19 protein-coding genes and 1 tRNA gene are annotated in these 20,970 nt (G+C 60.3%); 7 read left to right on the plus strand and 13 right to left on the minus strand.

Going from position 1 to position 20,970, the window contains the following annotated elements:
* Positions 1-28: 28 nt before the first annotated feature.
* Positions 29-628 carry a hypothetical protein gene (locus tag ACFSDX_RS19760; protein ID WP_382316704.1) on the minus strand — a complete coding sequence of 200 codons (600 nt, stop codon included), beginning with the start codon at positions 626-628 and terminating at the stop codon, positions 29-31.
* Between the two features lie 131 nt (positions 629-759).
* Between ACFSDX_RS19760 and ACFSDX_RS19765 the strand changes: the two genes are divergently transcribed.
* Positions 760-1,359 carry a hypothetical protein gene (locus ACFSDX_RS19765; protein ID WP_382316706.1) on the plus strand — a complete coding sequence of 200 codons (600 nt, stop codon included), beginning with the start codon at positions 760-762 and terminating at the stop codon, positions 1,357-1,359.
* Between the two features lie 14 nt (positions 1,360-1,373).
* Here ACFSDX_RS19765 and ACFSDX_RS19770 read toward each other — a convergent pair whose 3' ends face one another.
* The 4 genes from ACFSDX_RS19770 to ACFSDX_RS19785 all read right to left on the minus strand — a co-directional run bounded on the left by ACFSDX_RS19770 (position 1,374) and on the right by ACFSDX_RS19785 (position 6,681).
* A complete protein-coding gene (locus tag ACFSDX_RS19770) occupies positions 1,374-3,224 on the minus strand; it encodes an ABC transporter ATP-binding protein (protein ID WP_382316708.1) in 1,851 nt (616 codons plus the stop codon).
* Between the two features lie 174 nt (positions 3,225-3,398).
* Positions 3,399-3,905, minus strand: a complete 507-nt coding sequence (locus ACFSDX_RS19775; RefSeq protein ID WP_382316710.1) for an energy transducer TonB — start codon at positions 3,903-3,905, stop codon at positions 3,399-3,401.
* 112 nt (positions 3,906-4,017) lie between these two features.
* Positions 4,018-5,520: a sodium:solute symporter gene (locus ACFSDX_RS19780; protein ID WP_382316711.1), complete on the minus strand. Its 1,503-nt coding sequence runs from the start codon at positions 5,518-5,520 to the stop codon at positions 4,018-4,020.
* 147 nt (positions 5,521-5,667) lie between these two features.
* Positions 5,668-6,681 (minus strand): MBL fold metallo-hydrolase, encoded by a 1,014-nt coding sequence (locus ACFSDX_RS19785; RefSeq protein ID WP_382316713.1) that lies wholly within the window; start codon positions 6,679-6,681, stop codon positions 5,668-5,670.
* 122 nt (positions 6,682-6,803) lie between these two features.
* Between ACFSDX_RS19785 and ACFSDX_RS19790 the strand changes: the two genes are divergently transcribed.
* Positions 6,804-7,532 carry a Bax inhibitor-1/YccA family protein gene (locus ACFSDX_RS19790; RefSeq protein WP_382316715.1) on the plus strand — a complete coding sequence of 243 codons (729 nt, stop codon included), beginning with the start codon at positions 6,804-6,806 and terminating at the stop codon, positions 7,530-7,532.
* A gap of 81 nt (positions 7,533-7,613) precedes the next feature.
* On the opposite strand, the gene ACFSDX_RS19795 is transcribed toward ACFSDX_RS19790, so the two are convergent.
* Positions 7,614-9,467, minus strand: a complete 1,854-nt coding sequence (locus tag ACFSDX_RS19795) for a M61 family metallopeptidase (RefSeq protein ID WP_382316717.1) — start codon at positions 9,465-9,467, stop codon at positions 7,614-7,616.
* A gap of 496 nt (positions 9,468-9,963) precedes the next feature.
* The gene (locus ACFSDX_RS19800) at positions 9,964-10,704 is read right to left on the minus strand and encodes a class I SAM-dependent methyltransferase (protein WP_382316719.1); all 741 of its coding nucleotides are present in this window, start codon (positions 10,702-10,704) and stop codon (positions 9,964-9,966) included.
* Between the two features lie 166 nt (positions 10,705-10,870).
* On the opposite strand from ACFSDX_RS19800, the gene ACFSDX_RS19805 reads away from it, so the two are divergent.
* Both ACFSDX_RS19805 and ACFSDX_RS19810 read left to right on the plus strand, forming a co-directional pair.
* Positions 10,871-10,952 (plus strand) — tRNA-Leu (locus ACFSDX_RS19805).
* A gap of 136 nt (positions 10,953-11,088) precedes the next feature.
* Positions 11,089-11,811 (plus strand): phosphatase PAP2 family protein, encoded by a 723-nt coding sequence (locus ACFSDX_RS19810; RefSeq protein WP_382316721.1) that lies wholly within the window; start codon positions 11,089-11,091, stop codon positions 11,809-11,811.
* 71 nt (positions 11,812-11,882) lie between these two features.
* Here ACFSDX_RS19810 and ACFSDX_RS19815 read toward each other — a convergent pair whose 3' ends face one another.
* The 4 genes from ACFSDX_RS19815 to ACFSDX_RS19830 all read right to left on the minus strand — a co-directional run bounded on the left by ACFSDX_RS19815 (position 11,883) and on the right by ACFSDX_RS19830 (position 17,420).
* Positions 11,883-14,282, minus strand: a complete 2,400-nt coding sequence (locus ACFSDX_RS19815) for a GAF domain-containing protein (RefSeq protein WP_382316723.1) — start codon at positions 14,280-14,282, stop codon at positions 11,883-11,885.
* A gap of 66 nt (positions 14,283-14,348) precedes the next feature.
* Positions 14,349-15,023, minus strand: coding sequence for a hypothetical protein (locus ACFSDX_RS19820; RefSeq protein WP_382316725.1), 675 nt, complete (start codon positions 15,021-15,023; stop codon positions 14,349-14,351).
* Positions 15,024-15,150: 127 nt separating this feature from the next.
* Positions 15,151-15,807, minus strand: coding sequence for a hypothetical protein (locus ACFSDX_RS19825; protein WP_382316727.1), 657 nt, complete (start codon positions 15,805-15,807; stop codon positions 15,151-15,153).
* A gap of 200 nt (positions 15,808-16,007) precedes the next feature.
* Positions 16,008-17,420, minus strand: a complete 1,413-nt coding sequence (locus ACFSDX_RS19830; RefSeq protein WP_382316729.1) for a dicarboxylate/amino acid:cation symporter — start codon at positions 17,418-17,420, stop codon at positions 16,008-16,010.
* A gap of 310 nt (positions 17,421-17,730) precedes the next feature.
* Here ACFSDX_RS19830 and ACFSDX_RS19835 point away from each other — a divergent pair, with 310 nt between their 5' ends.
* The gene (locus ACFSDX_RS19835) at positions 17,731-18,738 is read left to right on the plus strand and encodes an enolase C-terminal domain-like protein (RefSeq protein ID WP_382316731.1); all 1,008 of its coding nucleotides are present in this window, start codon (positions 17,731-17,733) and stop codon (positions 18,736-18,738) included.
* Here the strand turns inward: ACFSDX_RS19835 and ACFSDX_RS19840 are convergent.
* Both ACFSDX_RS19840 and ACFSDX_RS19845 read right to left on the minus strand, forming a co-directional pair.
* Positions 18,735-18,983: a hypothetical protein gene (locus ACFSDX_RS19840; protein ID WP_382316733.1), complete on the minus strand. Its 249-nt coding sequence runs from the start codon at positions 18,981-18,983 to the stop codon at positions 18,735-18,737. The genes ACFSDX_RS19835 and ACFSDX_RS19840 overlap by 4 nt on opposite strands.
* Positions 18,984-19,070: 87 nt before the next feature.
* Entirely contained in the window at positions 19,071-19,649 is a 579-nt protein-coding gene (locus tag ACFSDX_RS19845; RefSeq protein WP_382316734.1) for a DUF6799 domain-containing protein, read from the minus strand.
* 154 nt (positions 19,650-19,803) lie between these two features.
* Between ACFSDX_RS19845 and ACFSDX_RS19850 the strand changes: the two genes are divergently transcribed.
* The gene (locus ACFSDX_RS19850) at positions 19,804-20,259 is read left to right on the plus strand and encodes a MarR family winged helix-turn-helix transcriptional regulator (protein WP_382316736.1); all 456 of its coding nucleotides are present in this window, start codon (positions 19,804-19,806) and stop codon (positions 20,257-20,259) included.
* 49 nt (positions 20,260-20,308) lie between these two features.
* Positions 20,309-20,947, plus strand: a complete 639-nt coding sequence (locus ACFSDX_RS19855) for a YceI family protein (protein WP_382316738.1) — start codon at positions 20,309-20,311, stop codon at positions 20,945-20,947.
* Positions 20,948-20,970: the final 23 nt, after the last annotated feature.

Below are 20,970 nucleotides of genomic sequence, written 5' to 3' on the forward strand. Positions count from 1 at the left end.
TAGACAGGGGCAACCTCCTAGGCTTTCGTCACTCAGCAACCAAGTCAAATAATTCGCCGCTAACCAGCTCATAGCGCAGCAGGCCGGCTCGCTGGTCCCACCAGGCAGCCCGCAACTGACTGTTGCCCATGTGAATAGTACCGTGCTGGCCACTGCGCATAAGCTGGGCCATCGGATAGCGGTGGCCGTTGGTTAGCGTAATGGCCTCGGGGGCCAGTTTTACCAGCCGGGGATTGGGGCTGCCGGGCGGGTCGGAGGCCTGGCACAGTAAGCCCGCCAGCGTGAACGTTAGCATGGCCGGGTGGTCGGGGTGGGTTTTGTAAGCCAGCAGCGAAAAACCTGGAGAGTCGCTGCTGTACGCTGTGGCCGACGTCAGCACCAGCGTCGAGCGAATGGCTTGGTATTTACCAGATTCCAGCTGGTTGCAATCCTGGTTGTCGTGAAAGTTCTTGAGAGGCTGGGCCGTAAGCACGTTGGTGGCGCCCCGGTTGCTGCGAAACGTGAGGCGCTGCCCGGGCTGGTAAGCGCTGACCCAGGCGCGCTCGTCGGGCGTCAGGTTCACGGGCTCGCAGTCGCCGCAGGCTGTGGCAGCAGCGAGGAGCGATAGAAACGACAGGAGCTTGGTCATAAGCAGCCGCCGGTGGGGGAGGTAAGCCTAGCCGACAGAGCTTATTTAAACGGTTATGGGGTACTAGCGTTCGTTGAAGGAGGAGCGCACAGTTGAAACATGTATCTTAGTCGCATAAGATATGCGAATCAATGATGACTTTTGGAGATTATAGCCACCATTGGAGCTATTACTTAGCTATCGAAGAGCAGCTTAGAGATACTGCTAGATATGTGGAGTTCTCGACTGAAAATGCTGAAACGTATTCAATTGAGTTTGCAAGAATTTTATTGTCTGCTTCATCTGAGGCTGATGTTTTATTAAAACAGTTATGCCATTTATTGGATAGTAATGCTAAAGCAGATTCAATAAATAAGTATCAACTTATAATTATTAATTACAGCCCGAAACTAATTAATGAGTCCGTTTATGCTAGGCAGTATAATATAGAGCTGAAACCTTGGGAAAACTTATCTTTGCCAAATAATCCCCCAACTTGGTGGACTGCTAATAATAAGGTTAAGCATCACAGAAATACGCATTTTAAGGATGCAAACTTGCGTAATGCTATGCATGCTGTTGGCGCGTTACATATACTTGTGGTATATTATTACAAGGTATATTTTGAAAAAGAAGGTGGTCATAGTGTTACATTCGGAAGTGTAACAAATGCATTGCAACCAAGAAGCAGTCTTTATTCTTTAAGTGGAGATTATTACTCAGGAACTAGAGTTATAAATTCTGCTCTGTAATGAGTAGAGGCTACCTACGCCAACTCAAACTGCAACCTCAGTAAGTTGGCGTACAGTCCGCCTGGGCGCTCGCTTAGCTCGTCGTGCGAGCCGGCTTCTACGATGCGGCCGCCGTCGATAACCAGGATTTTATCGACCTTGCGGATAGTCGAAAGGCGGTGGGCGATGATGAGGCTGGTGCGGTTTTGCATGAGCTCATCCAGCGCGCCCTGCACCAGTTTTTCGCTTTCGCTATCGAGCGAGGAAGTGGCTTCGTCGAGGATGAGGATGGCAGGGTTTTTCAGGATGGCGCGGGCGATGGCCACGCGCTGGCGCTGCCCGCCCGAGAGCTTGATGCCGCGGTCGCCGACCACCGTGTCGAGGCCCTCGGGAAAGGCCGAAATGAACTGCCAGGTATTGGCCCGCTGGGCGGCTTCGATGATTTCCTGGTCGGTGGCGCCGGGCTTGCCGTAGGCGATATTGTCGCGGATGGTGCCGCCGAAGAGCAGCGTTTCCTGCGGCACGATACCGATGTGGCTGCGCAGCGCCGTGAGGTCGTAGTCGGCCACGTTGTGGCCATCGACCACGATGCGGCCGCCGCTGAGCGGGTAAAACTGCATGAGCAGGCCCGCGATGGTGCTTTTGCCCGCGCCGCTGGGGCCGACGAGTGCGATTTTTTCGCCCGCCGCAATGTGGAAATCAATGTCTTGCAGCACTGGCACGTCGGGCCGGGTGGGGTAGCGGAAGGCCACATGCTCGTAGCGAATGTCGCCCTGAATCTTGGCGGGCACGAGGCCCACGGCGGGCTCCAGTAGGGTCGGCTCAGGCGTCTCGTCCAGGATTTCGAGGATGCGCTCGCTGGCCCCTAGGGTGCTTTGCACCTTGCCGTAAATCTCGCCTAGGCCGGCCACCGATGCGCCGATGAAGGCCGTGTAGATGATAAAGGCCGTAAGGTCGCCGATTTGGAGGTGGTTGGGGTCGGTGACGGGCGTGTGAACCAGCGTGGCCCCGCGCCACAACACCAGGATGATGCCGCCAAACAAGCCGATAATCACGAACGACACGAAGCCGCCGCGGTACAAGTTGCTTTGCAATGCGGCCCGCACCACTTTGCTGAGCGAGGAGTTGTAGCGGTTCGTTTCAAACCGCTCGTTGGTAAATGCCTTCACCGAATTGATGGCTTGCAGCGTCTCCTCCACAATGGTATTGGTATGCGCCAGCTCTTGTTGCACGGTTTTCGACAGAACGCGGATTTTGCGGCCAAATAGCCCCGCCGCCAGTACGATGGGCGGGAAGGTGAGCAGCATAAACAGCGACAGCTTCCACGACACGACCATGATAAAGGCGATGCCGCCCACCAGCGTAAATACCTGCCGGAATAGCTCGGCCAAGGTCAGCGAAAACGAGTCCTGAATCTGGCCCACGTCGCTGGTAATGCGCGAAGTGATGGCCCCCACGCGGTTCTGCTCGAAAAACGGAATGGGCAGCTGCACGAACTTGGCGTAGAGCGCCTGCCGAATGTCGCGCACCGTAAACTCGCTTACCTGCGTGAAAAACCAGATGCGCCCAAACGAGAAGATACCTTGCAGCACCGTGACCACAAACAGCCCTAGGGCCACTTTATTGATATCGAGCACCAGGCCGCCGGGCAGCCGTAGCAGCTCGCCGGTGGCCACGTTCACGAGCTTGCCCGCTATCCAGGGAAACGACATGGTGCTGAGGCTGCTGAGCACCAGCAGCACCATGCCCACGATGAACTTGGCACGGTAGGGCAGCACGTAGCGGAATATCCGTAGGCCGCGCCGCAGCGACTCTTTGTTTACTTTCGGTTTGGGCAGGTCGGCCGTGAGGTCGTTGCCGCTGGTATTCAATCCACTACGGGCCATAATTCAATACGGCCGGCTGGGGGCCGGCCTACTTGTGTACTAGACGCAAACGGGAGGCGGGTATTTTGCGCCACTTGCGGAAAAACTGGAAGTACCGTGGGTCCTGCGGGTCCGCGTGGGGTAATCACGCTTGGTATACTACCCCCACGCAGACCCGCAGGGTTCACGGTACGCTTAATTCAGGCCCGGCGCGTCCTTGGCCGAGCGGGGTACTTTGCGGTCGAGCTCAAATTTGGTAACGCCTGCGTTGTCGAACGGCACGGGCACCTGCACCAGTACGGGCACCGGCACGCCGCGCCGGGTAGCAGGCTGCCAGGCGGGTAGCAGCTGCACCACGCGCAGGGCCTCGGCATTGCACTCGGGGGTGAGTCCCTTGGCAACTTTTGGGTTTATGAGCTTGCCATCGGTGCCCACGGTGGCCGTGATAAGGACATCGCCGGTCACGCGGGCCTGCTTGGCTTTGTTGGGCACCTGCACGTTCTGGGTGAAGAAATCGCCCATCGCTTCTTCGCCGCCGGGGAAGCTAGGCGCTTTGTCGGGCCGGTTTTCGGCGCCGCCGCCGGCTTGCAGCTGCATGTTGCCGGGGGCAAGTACCACGGGCGCCTTGGCTGGCACGGGCTTGGTTTGGGCGATAGCCGCCAGCGGCGCGGCGAGTAGTAACGTAAGGTAAGTAAGGCGCATAGGAAGTAACTGTTGAGTTATTGGATAGGTGGATTGTTAAACAACTGACCCGCTTTTTAGCGGCAACTCAACAGGTCAATAATCCAGCCATTTACCCATTCACTCATTCAATTTAAGACAAAACCGCCGCCGCTTCCGTTCGGTCGTCGGGGCGCGATATCAAGAGTAAGCCCAGGAAGGTGAGGGCGCCATTAAGCAGCAAAATTTCGAAGCCAAACTTGTAGCCGCCCAGCCACTCGACCGAGTGCGTGACGATGAGCAGCGTAAGCAGCGGCCCCGCCACGCACACCGGCAGCACCAGCGGCTCGCGCAGGCGGCGCCGCGTGAAAATGCCGAAGCTGTAGAGTGCCAGCAGCGGCCCATAGGTGTAGCCCGCCGTTTTGAACACGGCATCAATCAGGCTCTGCTCGTTGATGAGCCGGAAGGCGAGAATAATGAAAATCAGCGCAACCGACCAGCCTAGGTGCGTGAGCTGCCGTAGGCGCGTCTGCTGGGCTTCGGGGTACTGCTTGATGTTGAGAAAATCGACGCAAAACGACGTGGTGAGCGCCGTCAGGGCCGAGTCGGCCGAGGCGTAGGTGATGGCGATGAGGCCCAGAATGAACACCACGCCCGCAAACAGCGTGAACTGCGTGGTGGCCAGGTACGGAAATACCAGGTCGGTATCGAGCGTTTTGTTGGCTTTGAGCAGCTGCGGCAACTCGTTCAGGTGCAGGCCTTTGGCGGCGGCGTATTGGTAGAGAAGTACGCCTAGGGTCAGAAACAGCACGTTGACGCCCACGATGACGGGCGTAAACCAGAACAAGTTTTTTTGGGCGTCGGCGAGGCTGCGGCAGCTCAGGTTTTTCTGCATCAGGTCCTGGTCGAGGCCGGTCATCACGATGGTGATGAACATGCCCGAGGCAAACTGCTTCCAGAAGTACTTATCGTCGCTGAAATTGGAGAAGTATACCTGCGACATGCTGCTCGCGCGCACCGTGCTCACGAGCTGCTTAAAGCCCAAATTCAGCTCCGACGAGATGAAGTAGATGCTCAGCGCCACGCAGCTCAGCATGGCCAGCGTTTGGAAGGTATCGGTCCAGAGAATGGTTTTGAGCCCGCCCTTGAAAGTGTAGAGGTAAATGAACAAGATGCTGACTACTACCGTCACGGCAAAGGGCACGCCCATCGCATCGAACACCGCCAGCTGCAACACGCCCGCCACCAAGTAGAGCCGCAAACCCGACCCTAGGGCCCGGGAAATCAAGAAAAATAGAGCGCCCGTTTTATAGCTCCAGTAGCCGAAGCGCTGCTCCAAATAGGTGTAAATGGAGACTAGCTGGAGCCGGTAGTAAAGCGGCATTAGCACTGTGCCGATGACCACGTAGCCGGCCACGTAGCCCGCCACCACGGCCAGGTAGCTCCAGCTTTTGCCGTACACGTTGCCCGGCACCGAGATGAAGGTGACGCCCGAGAGCGAGGTGCCAATCATGGCAAACGCTACCATGTACCACGGCGCGTTGCGGTTGGCCACGAAAAAGCTTTCGCTGGTGGCCTTGCGCGAGGTGAGCAGCGCAATGATGACGAGAACGGCAAAGTAGCCCGCAATGAGGCTTAGAACGAGGGTAGGCGACATTTTTTGAGGCTGTTAGCTTTTGGCTAGTAGCTGGTAGCTTTTTTGGGCTAGGGCAACAGACAAGCAAAACTACGGCCCTAGGCCGCTGCAACGAACACCCAGCGGCTGCAACCGGCCGCGAGCCGGCGCGGCTAGCCACTCAAAAGGCTATTCCCACTTCGTCCAGTCGAGCACTTCGCCCACGGCGGGGGCGTGCAGCACGCCGCGCAGCAAGCCGCCGGCCGCCACCTCCGTCAGCAGCCGCAGCGGCTCCGAGGCGGGCTCGTCGGAGAGGTCGAAGGTGCCGTAGTGCATGGGCACGAGGTGGCCGGCGCGCAGCACGTTGGCCGCCTTGGCGGCCTCGTGCGGGTTCACGTGGCTCATGTGCATCATAAAGGGCGGCTTGTAGGCCCCGATGGGCAGGAATACAATATCCAGCGGGCCAAAGGTTTGCTCGATTAGGTCGAAGTGGTCGCCGTAGCTGGTGTCGCCCGCGAAATAGAGGAGCCGGTCCTCGGTCTTAATCAGAAAGCTGCCCCACAGTACCTCGTTGAGGTCAAAGAGCCCGCGGCGGTGCCAGTGGCTGGCGGGCAGGTAGTACAGCTCGAAGGGCGCGGCCGGCCCTAGGTCGTACTGCTGCCACCAGCCGGCCTCCTGCACCAGCAGGCCGGGGGCCATGCCGCCCAGCAGCTTGCCCATGCCCAGCGAGGTCAGCACCTGCATCGTAGGGTTTTGCTGGGCCAGCAGTTTGATGCTGCGCTCGTCGAGGTGGTCGCGGTGGCCGTGCGAGAGCAGCAGGTAGTCGATGCCGCGCACGTCTTCGGGCCGGCAGGGGAGGGCGTGGCGGTGGCGCAGGCCCACCGAACTAAACAACACGGGGTCAAATAATAAGCTCACGCCCTGCACCCGCAGCAAAAAGCTGGCGTGCCCCAGCCACACCAGCATGTCTTCGGTCGAAAAAAAGGCCTCGGCGCAGGGCACTACCTGGGGCACCCAGGTATCGCGCTTCTTTTCCTCCTTCTGCGGGTTGGCCGTCAGCTGCCAGCGCAGGGCCGTGCCGAAGGTGGGCTCGTATAGCACCTCGCCATTGCAAAACTCCTTACCAATAAGCTTGTTGCCGGCGTAGCCGGGGCGGATGGTGCGGAGCGCCTCGTTGCGGCGGTAGTGGGCGGGGGTAGGCATGGAATATACTTGGAACGAGGGCCACTAATTGGCCACAAAGTTGTTATAGTACCGTCGTCGCTGGCCAAAGTTCGTACCTTGACCAACACAACCCTTCACTTTGTTTCTATTTGCCTTTTACTATGAGTGATAATCAAAATCTGTCGGGCCAAGTCCGGGCCCACCAACTGACGGAGGAAGACGCCGCCCGGATTCAGGCGGGCTTCTTCGCCCAGGTATATGGTTGGATGGCCGTGGGCCTGGCTCTGACCGGCGGCATGGCGCTATTTGCGGCATCGTCGCCCGCTTTGCAGCAGTTCATCTTTGGCTCGCGCATCACGTTCTTCGGCCTCATCATTCTGGAGCTGGTAATCGTAGGGTTTCTATCGGCCCGCATTTTTCAGTGGAGCCTGACTCAGGCTAAGGCCGCGTTTGTGGGCTATGCGCTGCTCAATGGCCTTACGCTGAGCGTAATATTTCTAGCTTACACCGCTAGCTCCATCGCCTCTACCTTCTTTACCACGGCCATCATGTTCGGTGTGATGAGTGCCTTTGGCTACTTCACCAAGTCCGATTTGTCGGGCTGGGGCAAGCTGTTGAGCATGGCCGTTATTGGCCTGTTCATCGCTTTGCTGGTCAATATGTTCTGGGCCAACTCGGTATTGAACCTACTCATTTCTTTTGCAGGCGTCATCATCTTCACGGCCCTGGCCGCCTACGATACGCAGAAGCTCAAGCAAATCGCCTTTATCGGTGTCACTGAGGGCGAGGAAGTAAGCTACAAAGCGTCTATCCTGGGTGCCCTCACACTGTATCTCGATTTTATTAACCTCTTTCTATTCCTGCTGCGCTTCACCGGTAGCCGCCGGTAAGGTAAGGCTCTGGATAAACATAGAAAAAGCCCCACTGAGTACTCAGTGGGGCTTTTTCTATGTTTAGAACGCCCAGCTACCTTAGGGCTTGATGGCAGCGGCGCTGGCGAGCCAGGCGGCGCGCATGTCCTTTTGAGCCTGGGTAGCGGTCATTTTCTCCACACTTTCCATGGGCTGCACCTGCACGTTGGGGTCTTCGGTGAGCACGACCTGCGTGGTGCGCTCGATGCCGGCGCGGTTGCGCACGCGCACCGGCACGAGGTCGGCGGGCGTGTGGCGGCGCATAATGGCTTCGAGGGTCGTCATGTTGTCGATTTTCTCGCCGTCGAGCGTCACAATCTGGTCGCCCCGGTCGATGCCCGCCTTGTAGAGGCCCGAGCCCATCGTGGTGTTGCGCGACAAGATGCAGCGGCCTTCTTCGTCGAACTCTACCTGCCTAGGCAGAGCCGCGCCTAACACCTTGGTCGGCACCACGGCCAGGCCCGCCAGCGCCAGGTTTTCGGCAAAGCGCGGCGTGTCGTGGCCGTAGATGTAGCGCCGGAAGAACGTGCCCGCAAAGGCCGTGTCCTTGGCCACCGTGCCCAGCACGCGCTGCAAGTCGGGCAGGGTGTAGGGCTTGGCGGGCGCTAGGCCAGGGGTTTGGGGCTTGCCAAATTCCTGCCACAGCGCCTGCATGTACTTGTCGAGCGAGGTGCGGTAGCGCTGGCGCAACTGCAAATCGAGGGCCAGGGCCAGGCCCGCGCCCTGGTAGTAGTACGAGAGGTAGGTATTGACGCGGTTGTTGGGGTCAACGCTGGTAGCGGCATCCACGAAGCCGGCCTGCTGGCTCATGTCCACGGCCGAGGCGTAGCGGGCGCCCGGCGAGTTGAGGCGCACGTTTACCCACTGGCTTACCTTCTCGAAAAACTGCTCGTCGTCGTAGTAGCCAGCGCGGCGCAGCAGCAGCTCGCCGTAATACTGCGTAAAGCCCTCGCCAAACCACAGCGCGTCGCTCATGTTCACGCGCTGAAAGTCGAAGGGTTCTAGGCCTTTGCTGCGCAGGCGCTCGGTGTTGTAGGCGTGGAAATACTCGTGCGATACGGTGCCTAGGTTGCGCATGGCGCCTTCGCCCTGCAAGGGCAGCGGGCTGGTGAGCGAGGTCGAGTTGCGGTGCTCCATACCATCGCCGCTGGCCTGAGGCAGGTAGTCGGCCAGGAAGGTGTAGCGGCCAAAGTCGAAGGCCGGGACCTCGCCGCCGAATACGCCGGCCGCTTCGCGCACTATTTGCTGGGTCTTTTTCACCAGGGCCTCTACCTCAGTGGCCGGGCCGGGATAGTAGGTGGCTATCTCGAAGGTGCGGCCCCCGTCTTGCCAGGTGTGCAGGGTCTGCTGGGTACCCAGCACCACGGGGCTGTCCATGAGGTACTGCAGGTTGGGCGCGGTGAAGGTGGTGCGGTCTTCGCCGGTGGGCCGCAGCTGGGTGGCGGCTTTCCAGCCCGCGGGCATTTCAAACTTCACCTCGGCCGCCCGGCCCTCCAGGCCCTGCGCGTAGCAGAGCGTGGCTGGCAGGTTAAGGTGGGCGTGCTGCTGGTCAATACCCGCGTAGGTGCCATCGGTGCGGTCGCCGTATAGCGTGTAGCTGAACTGCACCGTGCCATCGGCGGCCGGCCGCACCTCCCAGGAGTAGGGGTCGGGCCGCTTCAGGCTCAGCAGCTTGCCGGCGCCATCGGTGGCCACCGGGTAGTACACGTTCTTGATAAACTCGTGCAGCGCGTAGCGGCCCGGCGACGAACGCGCCATGCGTACCACCAGCGCTTTGCCCGGCGTGAGCCCCGCAAACGTGGCCGTAACGCGCGCCTCGTGGTGCACCGCATTAGGAAACGCTACCGTGTAGCGCACCGCTGGGCCAGTGGCCGGCTGCCGGCCCGGTGCCGCTGGCGCTGGCTCGGCAGCCACTGGGGCTGGGGCAAGAGCCGGAGCAACTGCCGCTGGCTTTGCTGCCGGCGCTCCGGCGGGTGCCGGGGCAGTGGGTACAGTTGCTGGCTTAGCGATGGGTGCAGCCGCTGGCTTGGCGGCGGGCACAACTGCCGGTTTGGCGGCGGCTGGCTTGGGGGCTGGCGCAGCTGCCGGCTTAGCTACCGCCGGCCTAGCTACCGGTGCAACTGCTGGTTTGGCCGCCGGAGCGACAGCCGGTTTGGCCGCGGCTGGTTTAACTGGCGCCGGCTTGGCGGGTGCAGTGGGTTGCGCGCCCTGCGCAACTGCCGTGGTGGCTAAACTAATGCTACCTAATACTCCCAAATAGAAAGCGGGAAGAATTCTTTTCATAATAAAAATCCTACTTAATAGCTAAAATGCCCGGTTTGAGCCCGGAATTGATTTGAATGATGCAAATTAATAGTAAAAATCCGGCCTCGCCACTGGTCGAGCTTTTTGCTGAGCACTAGGCGGCCAGCTATTGCAGTACCTGGCACAAAATAAAATGGCCGTAGTAGCTCGCTTGGTAGCGATTTTGCAGCCCTAGGGCGGCTAGGGCCGCTGGCCAGGGCGGCAACTGCCGCGCCCGCAGCCCCACCGTGATGCCGAAAAATAAATACATCGTGCGCAGCAGCGCCCGCTGCCACCACGTGCGGGGCGGCCGAAAATCAGCCACCAACCACAGCGCCCTAGGTCGGCGGGCGGCCTGCAGGCGCGCCAGCGCGGCCGGAAACTCCGTCAGCGTAAAGCAGTCGAGCACGAAAAAGGTCACGATAACGTCGAACTGCTCGGCCGGACCTAGGGCTTGCTCGCTGCCCAGCCGAAACTCCACCTGCGCCGCGGCGCCGGGCGCCAGTCGCCGCAGCCGGGCCTGGGCCAGCGCCAGCATTGTGCCCGCGGTTTCGAGGTAGAGCACTCGTGCCGCCGGGCAGTGGCGCAGCAGCTCGGTGAGCACCCAGCCGCTGCCGCCGCCCAGCACCAGCACCCGCGGCGCGGCGCCTACCAGGGGCAGGCCCGCTTGCAAGGCCGCCTGCTGCGCCCGCCGCTGCGCCCGCCCAAACACCACGCTGGCCAGCGCGTCGTAGACGCGCGCCACGCGGCTGAAATCGGCCCCTGGGCGAGGGCGAGAAGCATCGGAAGAAGCCATAATGGGCAGGGTGGAGAGGCCAATTAACGAGTGAAACTGGTAGCGATACGCACTTTCACCGGGCCAATGCACAAAAAAAAGCGAGGGCAAGTGGCTGAGCTACAATTTTTGGGCGCTTTCGCTGGGTGGGCTGAACCGAAAAAAGTAGCCCTAGGGTTGCGCCGGGAGTTAACGATTCCGTATCTTTGCACCATCAAACAGCCCCACCAACCGGGTGGCCAGCGTTTGACGCTTACCTGCGCTTGTGGCGAAATTGGTAGACGCGCTGTCTTCAGGCGGCAGTTCCGCAAGGTGTGGGAGTTCGAGTCTCCCCGAGCGCACGTATTAATAGTGAAAAAGCCAGCCCCTACCAGGGCTGGCTTTTTTGTTGCCTGTTGGTTGCGGATACGGGCTTAGGCGGCCGTCAGCCAATTCTGTTAAAATTCCGTTCAACGTAGTTTTTACGTAGTTGCTGCCATGCCCACCCCCGTTATACCACCTAGGCTATCCACCGTTCCCGCCGCCCGGGCGGCGGGGCTGGCAGGCTTGCTCACGGCCGAAGCTATTTTTGGTATCGTGCTGTTTGTGGGGGCGTTCGGGCTATTTTTTTACCTCACGCGGGTAGTTTTTCGCGAGCACTCGCAGGTGTTCGACGACTGGGGCTTTGCCCAAATGGACCGCCTGCGGGCCGCTCGGCCCTGGACGCGCGCCGTAGTTGACTTTCTGACCTTTTTCGGCTCGGTCAAGTTTTTTGTGCCGGCCAGCCTGCTCGTGCCATTCATGCTGCGGCGGCGTGGCTACGGCCGCTACGCTGCCGAACTGCTCCTGTCGATGGGCGGGGGCGTAGTGCTCAACGAGTTGCTGAAGTTCTACTTTCACCGCGACCGGCCCACCACGGCCCTCATCTACCAGTATGGCCTGAGCTTTCCGAGCGGGCACGCCATGCTGAGCATGTGCTTTTATGGCTGCCTGGCCTGGCTAGCGGTGCAGCACGGCCGCCACTGGGGCGCGGCCATTGCTCTGATATTCTTTGCCTTGCTCATCGGGCTCACCCGCGTGTACCTGCACGTGCACTATCCTACCGACGTGGTGGCTGGGTTTGCGGGTGGGGCGGTTTGGCTGGTGTTGCTGCGCACGGGCATCCGGCTGTTCTGTAAGGAAAAGCTAGTGCCCGGCGAAGAAGCTACAGTGACTGAGTAGGGGCGGGGCTTGCCCCCGCCCGCTGTTAGTATGCTTGCTTACTAATGCTGGGTGGGGACAAGCCCCGCACCCTACAGCTTTATTTTGACGCGGAGCGCCAGCAGGCCTTTCACGCCTTGCAACTCTTCCAGCTCCAACTCCTCCACGTCGGGCTCCAGCAGATTGCGGTCCTGTAAATAGTCGATGTACTCGACGTACTCGGCCGCCTCGCGGGGTTGCGCATACACCAGGGCCAAGTAGCCGGGCTGGGTGAGGCGCTCGCCGGTGCCGAGCACCGTGGCCTTGTCGATACGCTTCTTAATTATCTCGTAGCGAATATTATACGCACCGTCTACGTCGAACTGCCGCTCGTCTTGCCGAAAGCGGATGCTCAGCGACTGCGCGTGGATAAGAATGAGTTGGGTGGTGTCGAGCGGCACGGCCAGCTCGGCCTTGAGGGCGTGGGTGCGGCGCGTGATTTCGACCATCACCAGCAGTTGCCACAGGCGCAGGTTCTTCAGAAAAATCAGGTCAAACGGCTTGTCCTGCACCAGGCTGCCGCCCACGTAGATGTTGAACTCAACGCCATCGGTTTTGAAGCGCTGGAAGTAATGCGGGAACATCTGCTGCGCCTTGGCTTCCTCCTGGTCGAGGTAGTCGCTAACGGTGTCGTTGATGCGCGTCACGCTCTCCTCAAAGGCCCGGCGGCGGTTATACAGGATACCTAGGCGCGGGTCGATGTGCTGCCAGTAGTCGGCAATGGTGGGGCGCAGCTCAGTGATATTCTGGGCTAGGTACTCAAACAGCGGCTCGACCTGCGTGCGCAGCGAATCGTAGATGCTGACTTCATCGCCGCTGATGATGCCCTGGCGCAGCCGCCGCAAGTTCTTGGTAACGTAGAATTTAAGCTCGTCCAGAATGGGTAGCGCCTGGTACTCCGATGCCTTGCGCAGCACCCGGCCCGCCAGGGTAAGGTGCTCGATGAGGTCGGCCTGCACGGCTTCGTTGCGGGCCACGCTGCTGCCCCGAATGTCGCAGGAGCCGTGCAGCGGGTACACGTCCTCAAACACGATGGGCTCCATCTCGGCCGAGCGGTTGCCGTCTTCGTGCTGGGCCAGCAGGCGCCGGGCCGCGTCATTAAAGCGCCACTCCATGGTAGGGTGGATGGCCGTGAATTTCTCCTTGATAACGGTTTGAATGCGCGTTTCTAAGTCTTCGGCGTTGCGCTTCACGGCCACCGCAAACAGCGGCACAAACTGCTTCACCAGCTCCATGTCAAACTCGTCGAGCGCGCCCGGCTCCGGCGAGCCTAGCTCGAGCAGGCCCACCGTGTCGGGGCCGTAGGGCAGCAGCGCCAGAATGGCCGAGCGGATGCCCAGTTTCAAAATCTGCTGGCGCATGTCCTCGGGCAGCTCGGGCGCAGTGGTCACGTCTTCGAGCACCAGCGGCTGGCGGTCGGCTAGCAGGCGCGCATACAGCTGCTGAAAGCCGAGCGCGCCGGTCTGGCTCTGCATCTGCTTGGTGAGAAAGCTGTGGTTGATTTTGCGGCCAAAATCCACGAAGGCCTTCTTGCGCTCGTCATACGCCGCAATGCCGAGTTGCAAAGCCGGCCGGGCAAAGAGCACCCGCAGCTTCTCCTGAATCTGCTCGAGCCGGTCCGACGCCTGCAGCACGTCGCGCTCCAGCAGGTCGTATTTTAGCTCCGACAAGATTTCCTGGGTCGTGACATCGACCAGTTGCAACAGGTTGAAGCCCTCCAGCATAAAGCGCTCGGGCGGCAGCAGGTGGTACCACAGCTCAAGGCGGTGGCGGTTGTGCAGCAGGTGCTGCACCTGCTCGGGGCTCAGCTCGGGCTTCTCGCCCACCACCCGCACCCGCACAAACGACGAGTCGAAATTGACCCCGTAGTGCCGATAAAGCCCGATGCTGTAGTCGGGCACCGTAAAAATGAGGCCGCCCTGCGTTTCGGGTATTTCGGCGCCGTATTCCCGACCTAGGATGAGCAAATACGCCATCTGGGTCATGTGCTGCTCCATGGTGGCGTAGTCGATGTTGAGCGGCTGCTTGATGGTGCGGTCGCGGCTCATCATCACCTCGGCAAAGCGTCCGGTGTAGTAAAAGCTGCGCCGCTGAAAGGGCGGAATGGCCCCCATGATGGCCGTGGTAGCCGCCGCCGGCGGAAACACGGCCAGCATGAGCATATCAATCAGGTCCTGAATGCCGTCGAGCTGCTCGATAGTGTGCAGCGTGCCGCGGCACGCGGCGTGTTGCTGCACTTCCTCTCCCACCGTGCGGGCCAGGCGCGCCACGCCGGGGTTGGGGTCACTTTCGCGCGCGTGCCAGTAGGCAATGAGCGGCTCTAGGCTAAGCTCCGTGGAGAAGGGAAAGCCAGGGGGCACAGCCGGCGCGGGCTCCACAGCCACCGCCTCGGTGAGGTCGATGGGCGCCAGGGTTTCGTCGGGGGCGAGCGTGAGCAGGTCGGGGGCAGGCATGAGCGGCAGAATTTAGCAGAAAAGAGGTATACGCAGCTACGAGGACGCCGGCAAGCTTGGTTTGCCTTAAATAGGCCGCCGCAAGCGGGTAAGCTCCTTCACGTTGGCCGTGTCGTAGGCCACTACCGTTACGCGGGTTGTGTTGCTAGGAGTGCCTACGCCGAGAGTAAATGCCTTGCCTAGGTTGCGGTAGCACGAGCAGCAGCCATTGGCCTCATCCTTTCCATCCAGGAAGATATTTGTCAGATAATAGGAGTACGTAGGCTTACGATTTCTAGCGCTGTTTCTAAGTAAGCTGATGCGATACGTATAAGAATTGAGCTTGGCCCCGCCACTAGCTGGGAAGGGCGTGGCATTGTTGATAACCACGATGCTCTGGCCAGGCATTTTACGAATCTCCCCGTTGGAGGAAGTAACCCGTAGAGTGTCCGAAATCAGGGTGTCACCGGCAGCAGTTATCACAAGCGGGCGGCCTATCGTTACCGAGTCAGTAGTAGCTGCGAAATTAGGGTTGTTATTGGTATTGAACGAAGTACGATAAATTCTGAGGGTATCTACGTCGCTGGCATTGAAGCTGATAAATCTGCCCCCGCTCGTTTGCCGGTGCGTGGTGTAGTTGAACTTGAATTGCAGCGCATCGGCTAGTCCCGTGTCGGGGCAATTACAGATGTCGTTGGCGCAGCAGCCGGCCAGGGCCAACAGCAGTAGCAGCCCCGGAATAGAGCACAGAATTTTTTTCATCAACACAGCTAAAAAGAGAGCCCGGCGCCGGGGCTTGCCAAACGCAAACCACCGGGCCGGGCTACAAAGGTCCGAAAGCCGCGGATTATTGTTGAGCGGCCCCAAAAAATTAGGGCGCGCGCCGGGGCTACTTGCTGCTGGCTGAGGAAGGCAGCGTAGGGTTGTTGACGGGGCCGCCGGCCATCAGTAGCGGGCTGAGGCGGGTAGCGGCCGTGTCGAGCTGGGGCCGCACTTTGTTCAGGGCTTCGCGCAGGGCTATCACGTCGGCCAGGCGCGGGGCGTCGGTTTGTGAGTAGCCGTGGTACATGGCCACTTTCACGTTGGACGAGCCCTTGCCCGTGTACGTACCTAGGAGCTGGCCGCTGGCGTCCATTACCTGCACTTCGGCTTCGAGGTCCGTATTGTACCACTCTAGGGGCGCACCGAATATACTGGGCACCAGCATAGTAACTACCTGCGCAGCCTGCAGGCTGCGGCCCTTGCGGACGGTGTGCACCTTAGTGACTACCAGGCGGATGTAGCCGTAGGTGGCCGTATCGGTGGCTTCCACTACGTTGTGCTGTAGCTCCGATTTGAACAGGCGCAGCGGGTCGTCGGGCAGGGCGCCGTCGTTCATGGCCAGCGGGCCGGGGTCGGCCGTAATTTCCATCGGAGGCAGGCGCTTGGTGATAACCGCCGTCGGGGTGTGCGAGAAGCTACCCTTAACCGACATGCAAGCGCTCAGGCCCGATAAAACCACGGCGGCTACTAAAGCCGGCCGCGCAACGAAGGAGTACAATTTCATAGTGGAATGATAAAAGCTAAATTTGTACTTTATGAGGGTATTTTAGAGAATTAACGCCTTTTTATTGAATAAAATTTATCCATGCCCTAAAGTACTACATGCTCGCCTATCTACCAAAAATAGTCTTTAATCAAGTTTATCAGTCGTAGCCTGATTCAAATAAAAAATAGACCTAGGGCTGGACAGATGCTTTATCCGTGCTAGTGGGAGGCCGCCGCTGGCTCTACGGTGAGCAAGTCGGGCGGCGCCACGTAGTCGTCGATAAATTCACCTTCCCAACGTGCAACCACCGCAGAGGCCAAACAGTTGCCCAGCACGTTCACCGCCGTGCGCGCCATATCCATCAGCGCATCAATGCCTAGGATAATAAATACGGGCCAAGCGGGCAGGTTAAACGAAGCCACCGTGGCCAATAGTATCACGAGCGAGGCCCTAGGTACGCCCGCCACGCCTTTGCTGGTGAGCATCAGGGTGAACACCATAAGTAGCTGCTGCCCAAAGCTGAGCGGCACGCCCGCCGCCTGGGCCACGAACACGGCCGCCAGCGATAGGTAAAGCGTGGTGCCATCCAGATTAAAGGAGTAGCCGGTGGGCATCACGAAGGCCACGATGCGGCGCGGCACTCCGATGCCTTCCATGGCCTCCATAGCGCGGGGTAGGGCCGCCTCGCTGCTGGTAGTGGCAAACGCGATGCTCACCGGCTCGGCCACCGCCGCCACGAAGCGCCGCAGGGGCAGGCGCGCCAGCAGCAGCACCGGCAGCAGCACCAGCAGCACGAAGGCCACCAGCGCCCCGTAGAGCGTAAAGAGCAGATACGCCGCGTTTTTGAGCGGCGCCAGGCCCATCTTGCCCACCGTGTAGGCGAGGGCGCCGCCCACCCCTAGGGGGGCAAAATACATCACCACGTTGGTGAACTTGAACATGACTTCTGAGAGGCTTTCGCAGAAGTCGAGCATCACCCGGCGGGGCTTTTCGGGGCTGAGCGCCAGGCCGATAGCAAAGATGATGGCGAAGATAACCACTTGCAGCACTTGCCCTTCGGCCACCGACTTAGCGATGTTTTCGGGAAAGATGTGCAGAATAATATCGGCTGCCGTTTGGTGCGCGGCGGGTTGCAGGGTATCCGCCTCGCCAGCCGCCGGCAGTACCTTGGCCACACCCACGCCCGCTTTGGTCAAGTTGATGGCGGCTAGGCCGATAAACAGCGCAAACGTGGTGACAATCTCAAAATACACTAGGGCCTTGATGCCCATGCGGCCCACCTGCTTGAGGTTGGCGTGGCCAGCGATGCCCACCACGAGCGTCGCAAAAACGAGCGGGGCGATAATGGTTTTGACCAGGCGCAGAAATGCGTCGCTGAGCACCTTGAGCGGCACGGCCACGCCGGGGGCATCGTAGCCGAGTTCGATGCCCGCCAGCATACTCAGCACTATCCAGAGGGTGAGGGAGCGCTTGGGGGCGAGCGCCGCCCCCAGGGCGGCCAGCGCCAGCCAGCGCGCGGTGGCCGGCACGGCGCTGGGCAGGTGCACGAGGCCGTAAGCGACCAGCACCGTGAGCGCTAACGCCAGCAAAATCAAACCAATAGCCAGCCCGGAAAGACGCGAAAACTTCATGCGTAGGTAAATAAGAAGCAAAATTGAGGCTATAAAGAACGGGCCGGCGGGCCGAAACCGCTGCCCGCTCCCTAGGTCAGCCCCTTAATGCCTCCGTATCTATAAGGAGCAAGCGGGCTTTTTTATGGTTGGGCCGCTAGCGTCACCGCCTATCTCGGGGCCGCTGGACCTGCCGCGTTCGACTGGGCGTAGCTACTGCTTGCGTAGCGCGGCGCAGAGTGGGCGGCGGCCGTAGGTAGTTTTGCTTGCGTTTGGCAAAGCATAGGCGCGGGCATCGCGCTTAGGCTCTGATAGACCTTCTTTATCCCTTATGCTGACTACCTGGACCCTAACGGCGTACGAGCTGCCGCTGCGCTACACCTGGAAAATCGCGCGCAATGCCTCTACCACCAAAACCAACCTCGTGGTGCAGGCCACGAAGCCCGGCGGGGTAGGGCGGGGCGAGGCCGCGCCCAACGTGCGCTACGGCGAATCGCCCGAGTTGCTGCATCAGCAGTTTGCGGGCTTGCTCGCGGCGGGGCTGCCCCAGGTCACGACGCTGCTGGAACTCGCGGCGCTACTCGCCGCGCAGCCCGTGGCCCACGCCCTGGGTTTTGCGCTGGAGGCGGCCCTTACGCACTGCCTGGCCGCCCGGGCCGGGCAGGCGGTGTGGCAGTACCTAGGCGTGCCGCGGCCAGCCGAGCGCGTGCCCACGGCTTTTTCGTTGCCCATCATGGCGCCGGGCGAGGTGGCCGGCTTCATCGAGCAGCAGCGGGCTCGGCGCTTCAGTCTTTTAAAAATTAAGGTAAACCAGGCTGAGGGCCTCGACCTGCTACGCGCCGTGGCGGCGGCCTGTCCTGGCCAGCCGCTGCTCGTGGATGGCAACGAGGCCTGGCCCGATGCCGACAGCCTGCTGCGCTTTCTGGAGCAGGCGGCCGTCGTGCCGGGCCTCGTGCTGCACCTGCTGGAGCAGCCCCTGCCCGCCGCCCTAGGTGATGACTATCGCTACCTGCGCCCGCGCACAACCGTGCCGCTGCTGGCCGACGAGTCGGTGACCGATGCGGCCGATTTTACGGAAATCGCCCGGCAGTTTCACGGCGTCAATGTCAAACTCATGAAAGCGGGTGGCTACCAGCGCGGCATCGACCTGCTGCGCCGCACCCGCGCCCACGGCTTGGTACCTATGCTGGGCTGCATGGTCGAAACCTCGCTCGGTATTTGGTCGGCCCTGCAAATCAGCGCCTTGGCCGAAGTGCACGACCTCGATGGCCTGCTCATCGTGCGCGACGAGCCCTTCGGCCTCGTGCAAGAAGAGGGCGGACTGCTGGCGGCTACCTAGCCCGCCACCCACGTGGCGCAGAGGGCCGCCAGCCCCAGCACAATAGCCGCGCCCCCCACCAGAGCTATGCCGGCCGCGAAGTTGAAGGCTTTGCCCCCGGTATTGGTGTCGGCCCCCACGCTGCCCAGCAGCTTTACGGCCCCGTAGCCCAGCCCGATGGCCACGGCTGCCAGCAGCAGCCCCAGCCCGGTGAAAAAAGGGTTATAGGTATTTGCGTTGAACAGGAGAACGGAGTAGTAAGCCATGCCGCACCCTAGACAAGCAGCGTGCCAACCAAGGCCGCCCCGGTAAAGGAGCACCTCAGCGGGCACGCTGTTTTGGTTGGGTGGCAGCTAGTCGCGCTTGGCCGTTTTGAGCTGCGCGTCAAGCTCTTGCAGCTGCTTGTCCACGGCATCGGTGTTGGGCAGGTTCGTGGCGGTCTGGCCGTACAGGGCCACTTTGCGGCTGAGCAGCTCAATCTTGCGCATCAGCAGCTGCTCGCGCTCGGTAGGGGCGTCGCCAAGTACGCGGGCGGGCGCCGTGCCCACGTGCACGTAGGGGTCAAACTTCGCGTTGGCCGCTACCGTGGTATCGCCACGGGCGGCGGCGGCGCTGGCGGGCGTGCCAAACACGATGCCTCCTTCGGCATTCACGTAGTCGCCCTCGCGCAGGGTCGTAATTTTGCCGGTCGGCAGCTCTACAATGCCGCTGCGCACGTTGATTTTGGTGCCGTTGGGCAGGCGCACGTTTTGGGTGAGGGCGGTAGTCTGGCTACCGGTGCGCTGCACCACGGCACCGCGGGTAAATAAATACTGCGTGGTGCGGCCGGGGCGCACCGGCTGGCCGCCGCTGGGCTGGGCCACGCTGAGGCGAGGGGCCGCAGCCAGGCTCGCCCCGAGGAGCATGCTGGCTGCTAAGTGAATAAGGCGCATAGAAAGAAAGAAGGTGAAAAGTGAGAAAGGTGCGTGTTTACGGGCAAAAATCGGGCGAGATTACCTAGGTAAAAATAAATAGAAAAAAAGTTATGAATAATGTTGCAACATTAAATGTAGGTACACTAAATTTGCACCCGTAATCAATTCCCCCATGCGCCTGGAAGACGAAATCAAGCAGCCTACTTTTCAGAGTGAAGTCCACAAGGCTTACCTCAATGTAGTGTACACGGCTGGCTGGCTGGGGCAGCGCCAAACGGCCGCCTTCAAGCCCTACGACCTCACGCTGCCGCAGTTCAACGTGCTGCGTATTTTGCGCGGGCAGCACCCGCTGCCAGCCACGGTGGCGCTGCTCATCGAGCGCATGCTCGACAAAACCAGCAACGCCTCGCGCATAGTCGACAAGCTGGAGGAAAAAAAGCTGGTGACCCGCACCGTGTGCCCCGCCAACCGCCGCGCAGTCGACATTCGCATCACCGAAGCCGGCTTGCGCCTGCTGCGGCAGATAGATGAAGATGAGCAGGCTAACCCCGCCCGCAACAGCCTCGATAAACTGACGCCCGCCGAACTGCGCCAGCTCAACAATTTACTCGATAAAATCCGGGCCTGATAGTTGTTTATCCGGCCCATCACTCAAACTTTCTTACCTTTTTTCAACCATGAAAAACATTTTGTTTCCCGCCCTCCTAGGGGCTGCTTTGCTGGCTGCGCCGGCCGCTTTCGCTCAGAAATCCGTTGCTAAAACTGCTACGGCAGCCGTGGCTGCCTACAAGGTGCAGCCGCAGCTAAGCACCCTGGGCTGGGAAGGTAAAGCAGTGACGCACGGCCACAACGGTACGATGCAGTTCACGGGCGGTGACCTGCAAGTGCGCAACAACATGGTAACTGGCGGCACCGTGACTGTGGACATGAAGACGATGAAGGCCACCGACATCACCGACGCCGAAAACCAAGCCAAATTTGTGGGCCACATGAGCAGCGGCGACTTCTTCGACGCGCCGGCTTACCCCACTTCAGTTTTCAAAATCAAGAGCGTAGCCCCCATCGCCGGTGCTAAAGCTGATGCCGATAACGCTACCATCACGGGCGACATGACCATCAAGGGCGTGACGCAGCAAATCAGCTTCCCGGCCAAAGTAGGCGTGAAAAACGGCGTAGCCGCCGCCACCGGCAAAGTGACCATCGACCGCACCAAGTTTGGTTTGAAGTACGGCTCGAAGACTTTCTTCGACAGCATCGGCGACAAAGCCATCAACGACGAGTTTACGCTGACCTTCAACGTTATTGCCAAGCAATAGCTGAATCAGGTCTAGCGAATGAA

This window comes from Hymenobacter bucti, from assembly GCF_042681145.1.
GTDB lineage: Bacteria > Bacteroidota > Bacteroidia > Cytophagales > Hymenobacteraceae > Hymenobacter > Hymenobacter bucti.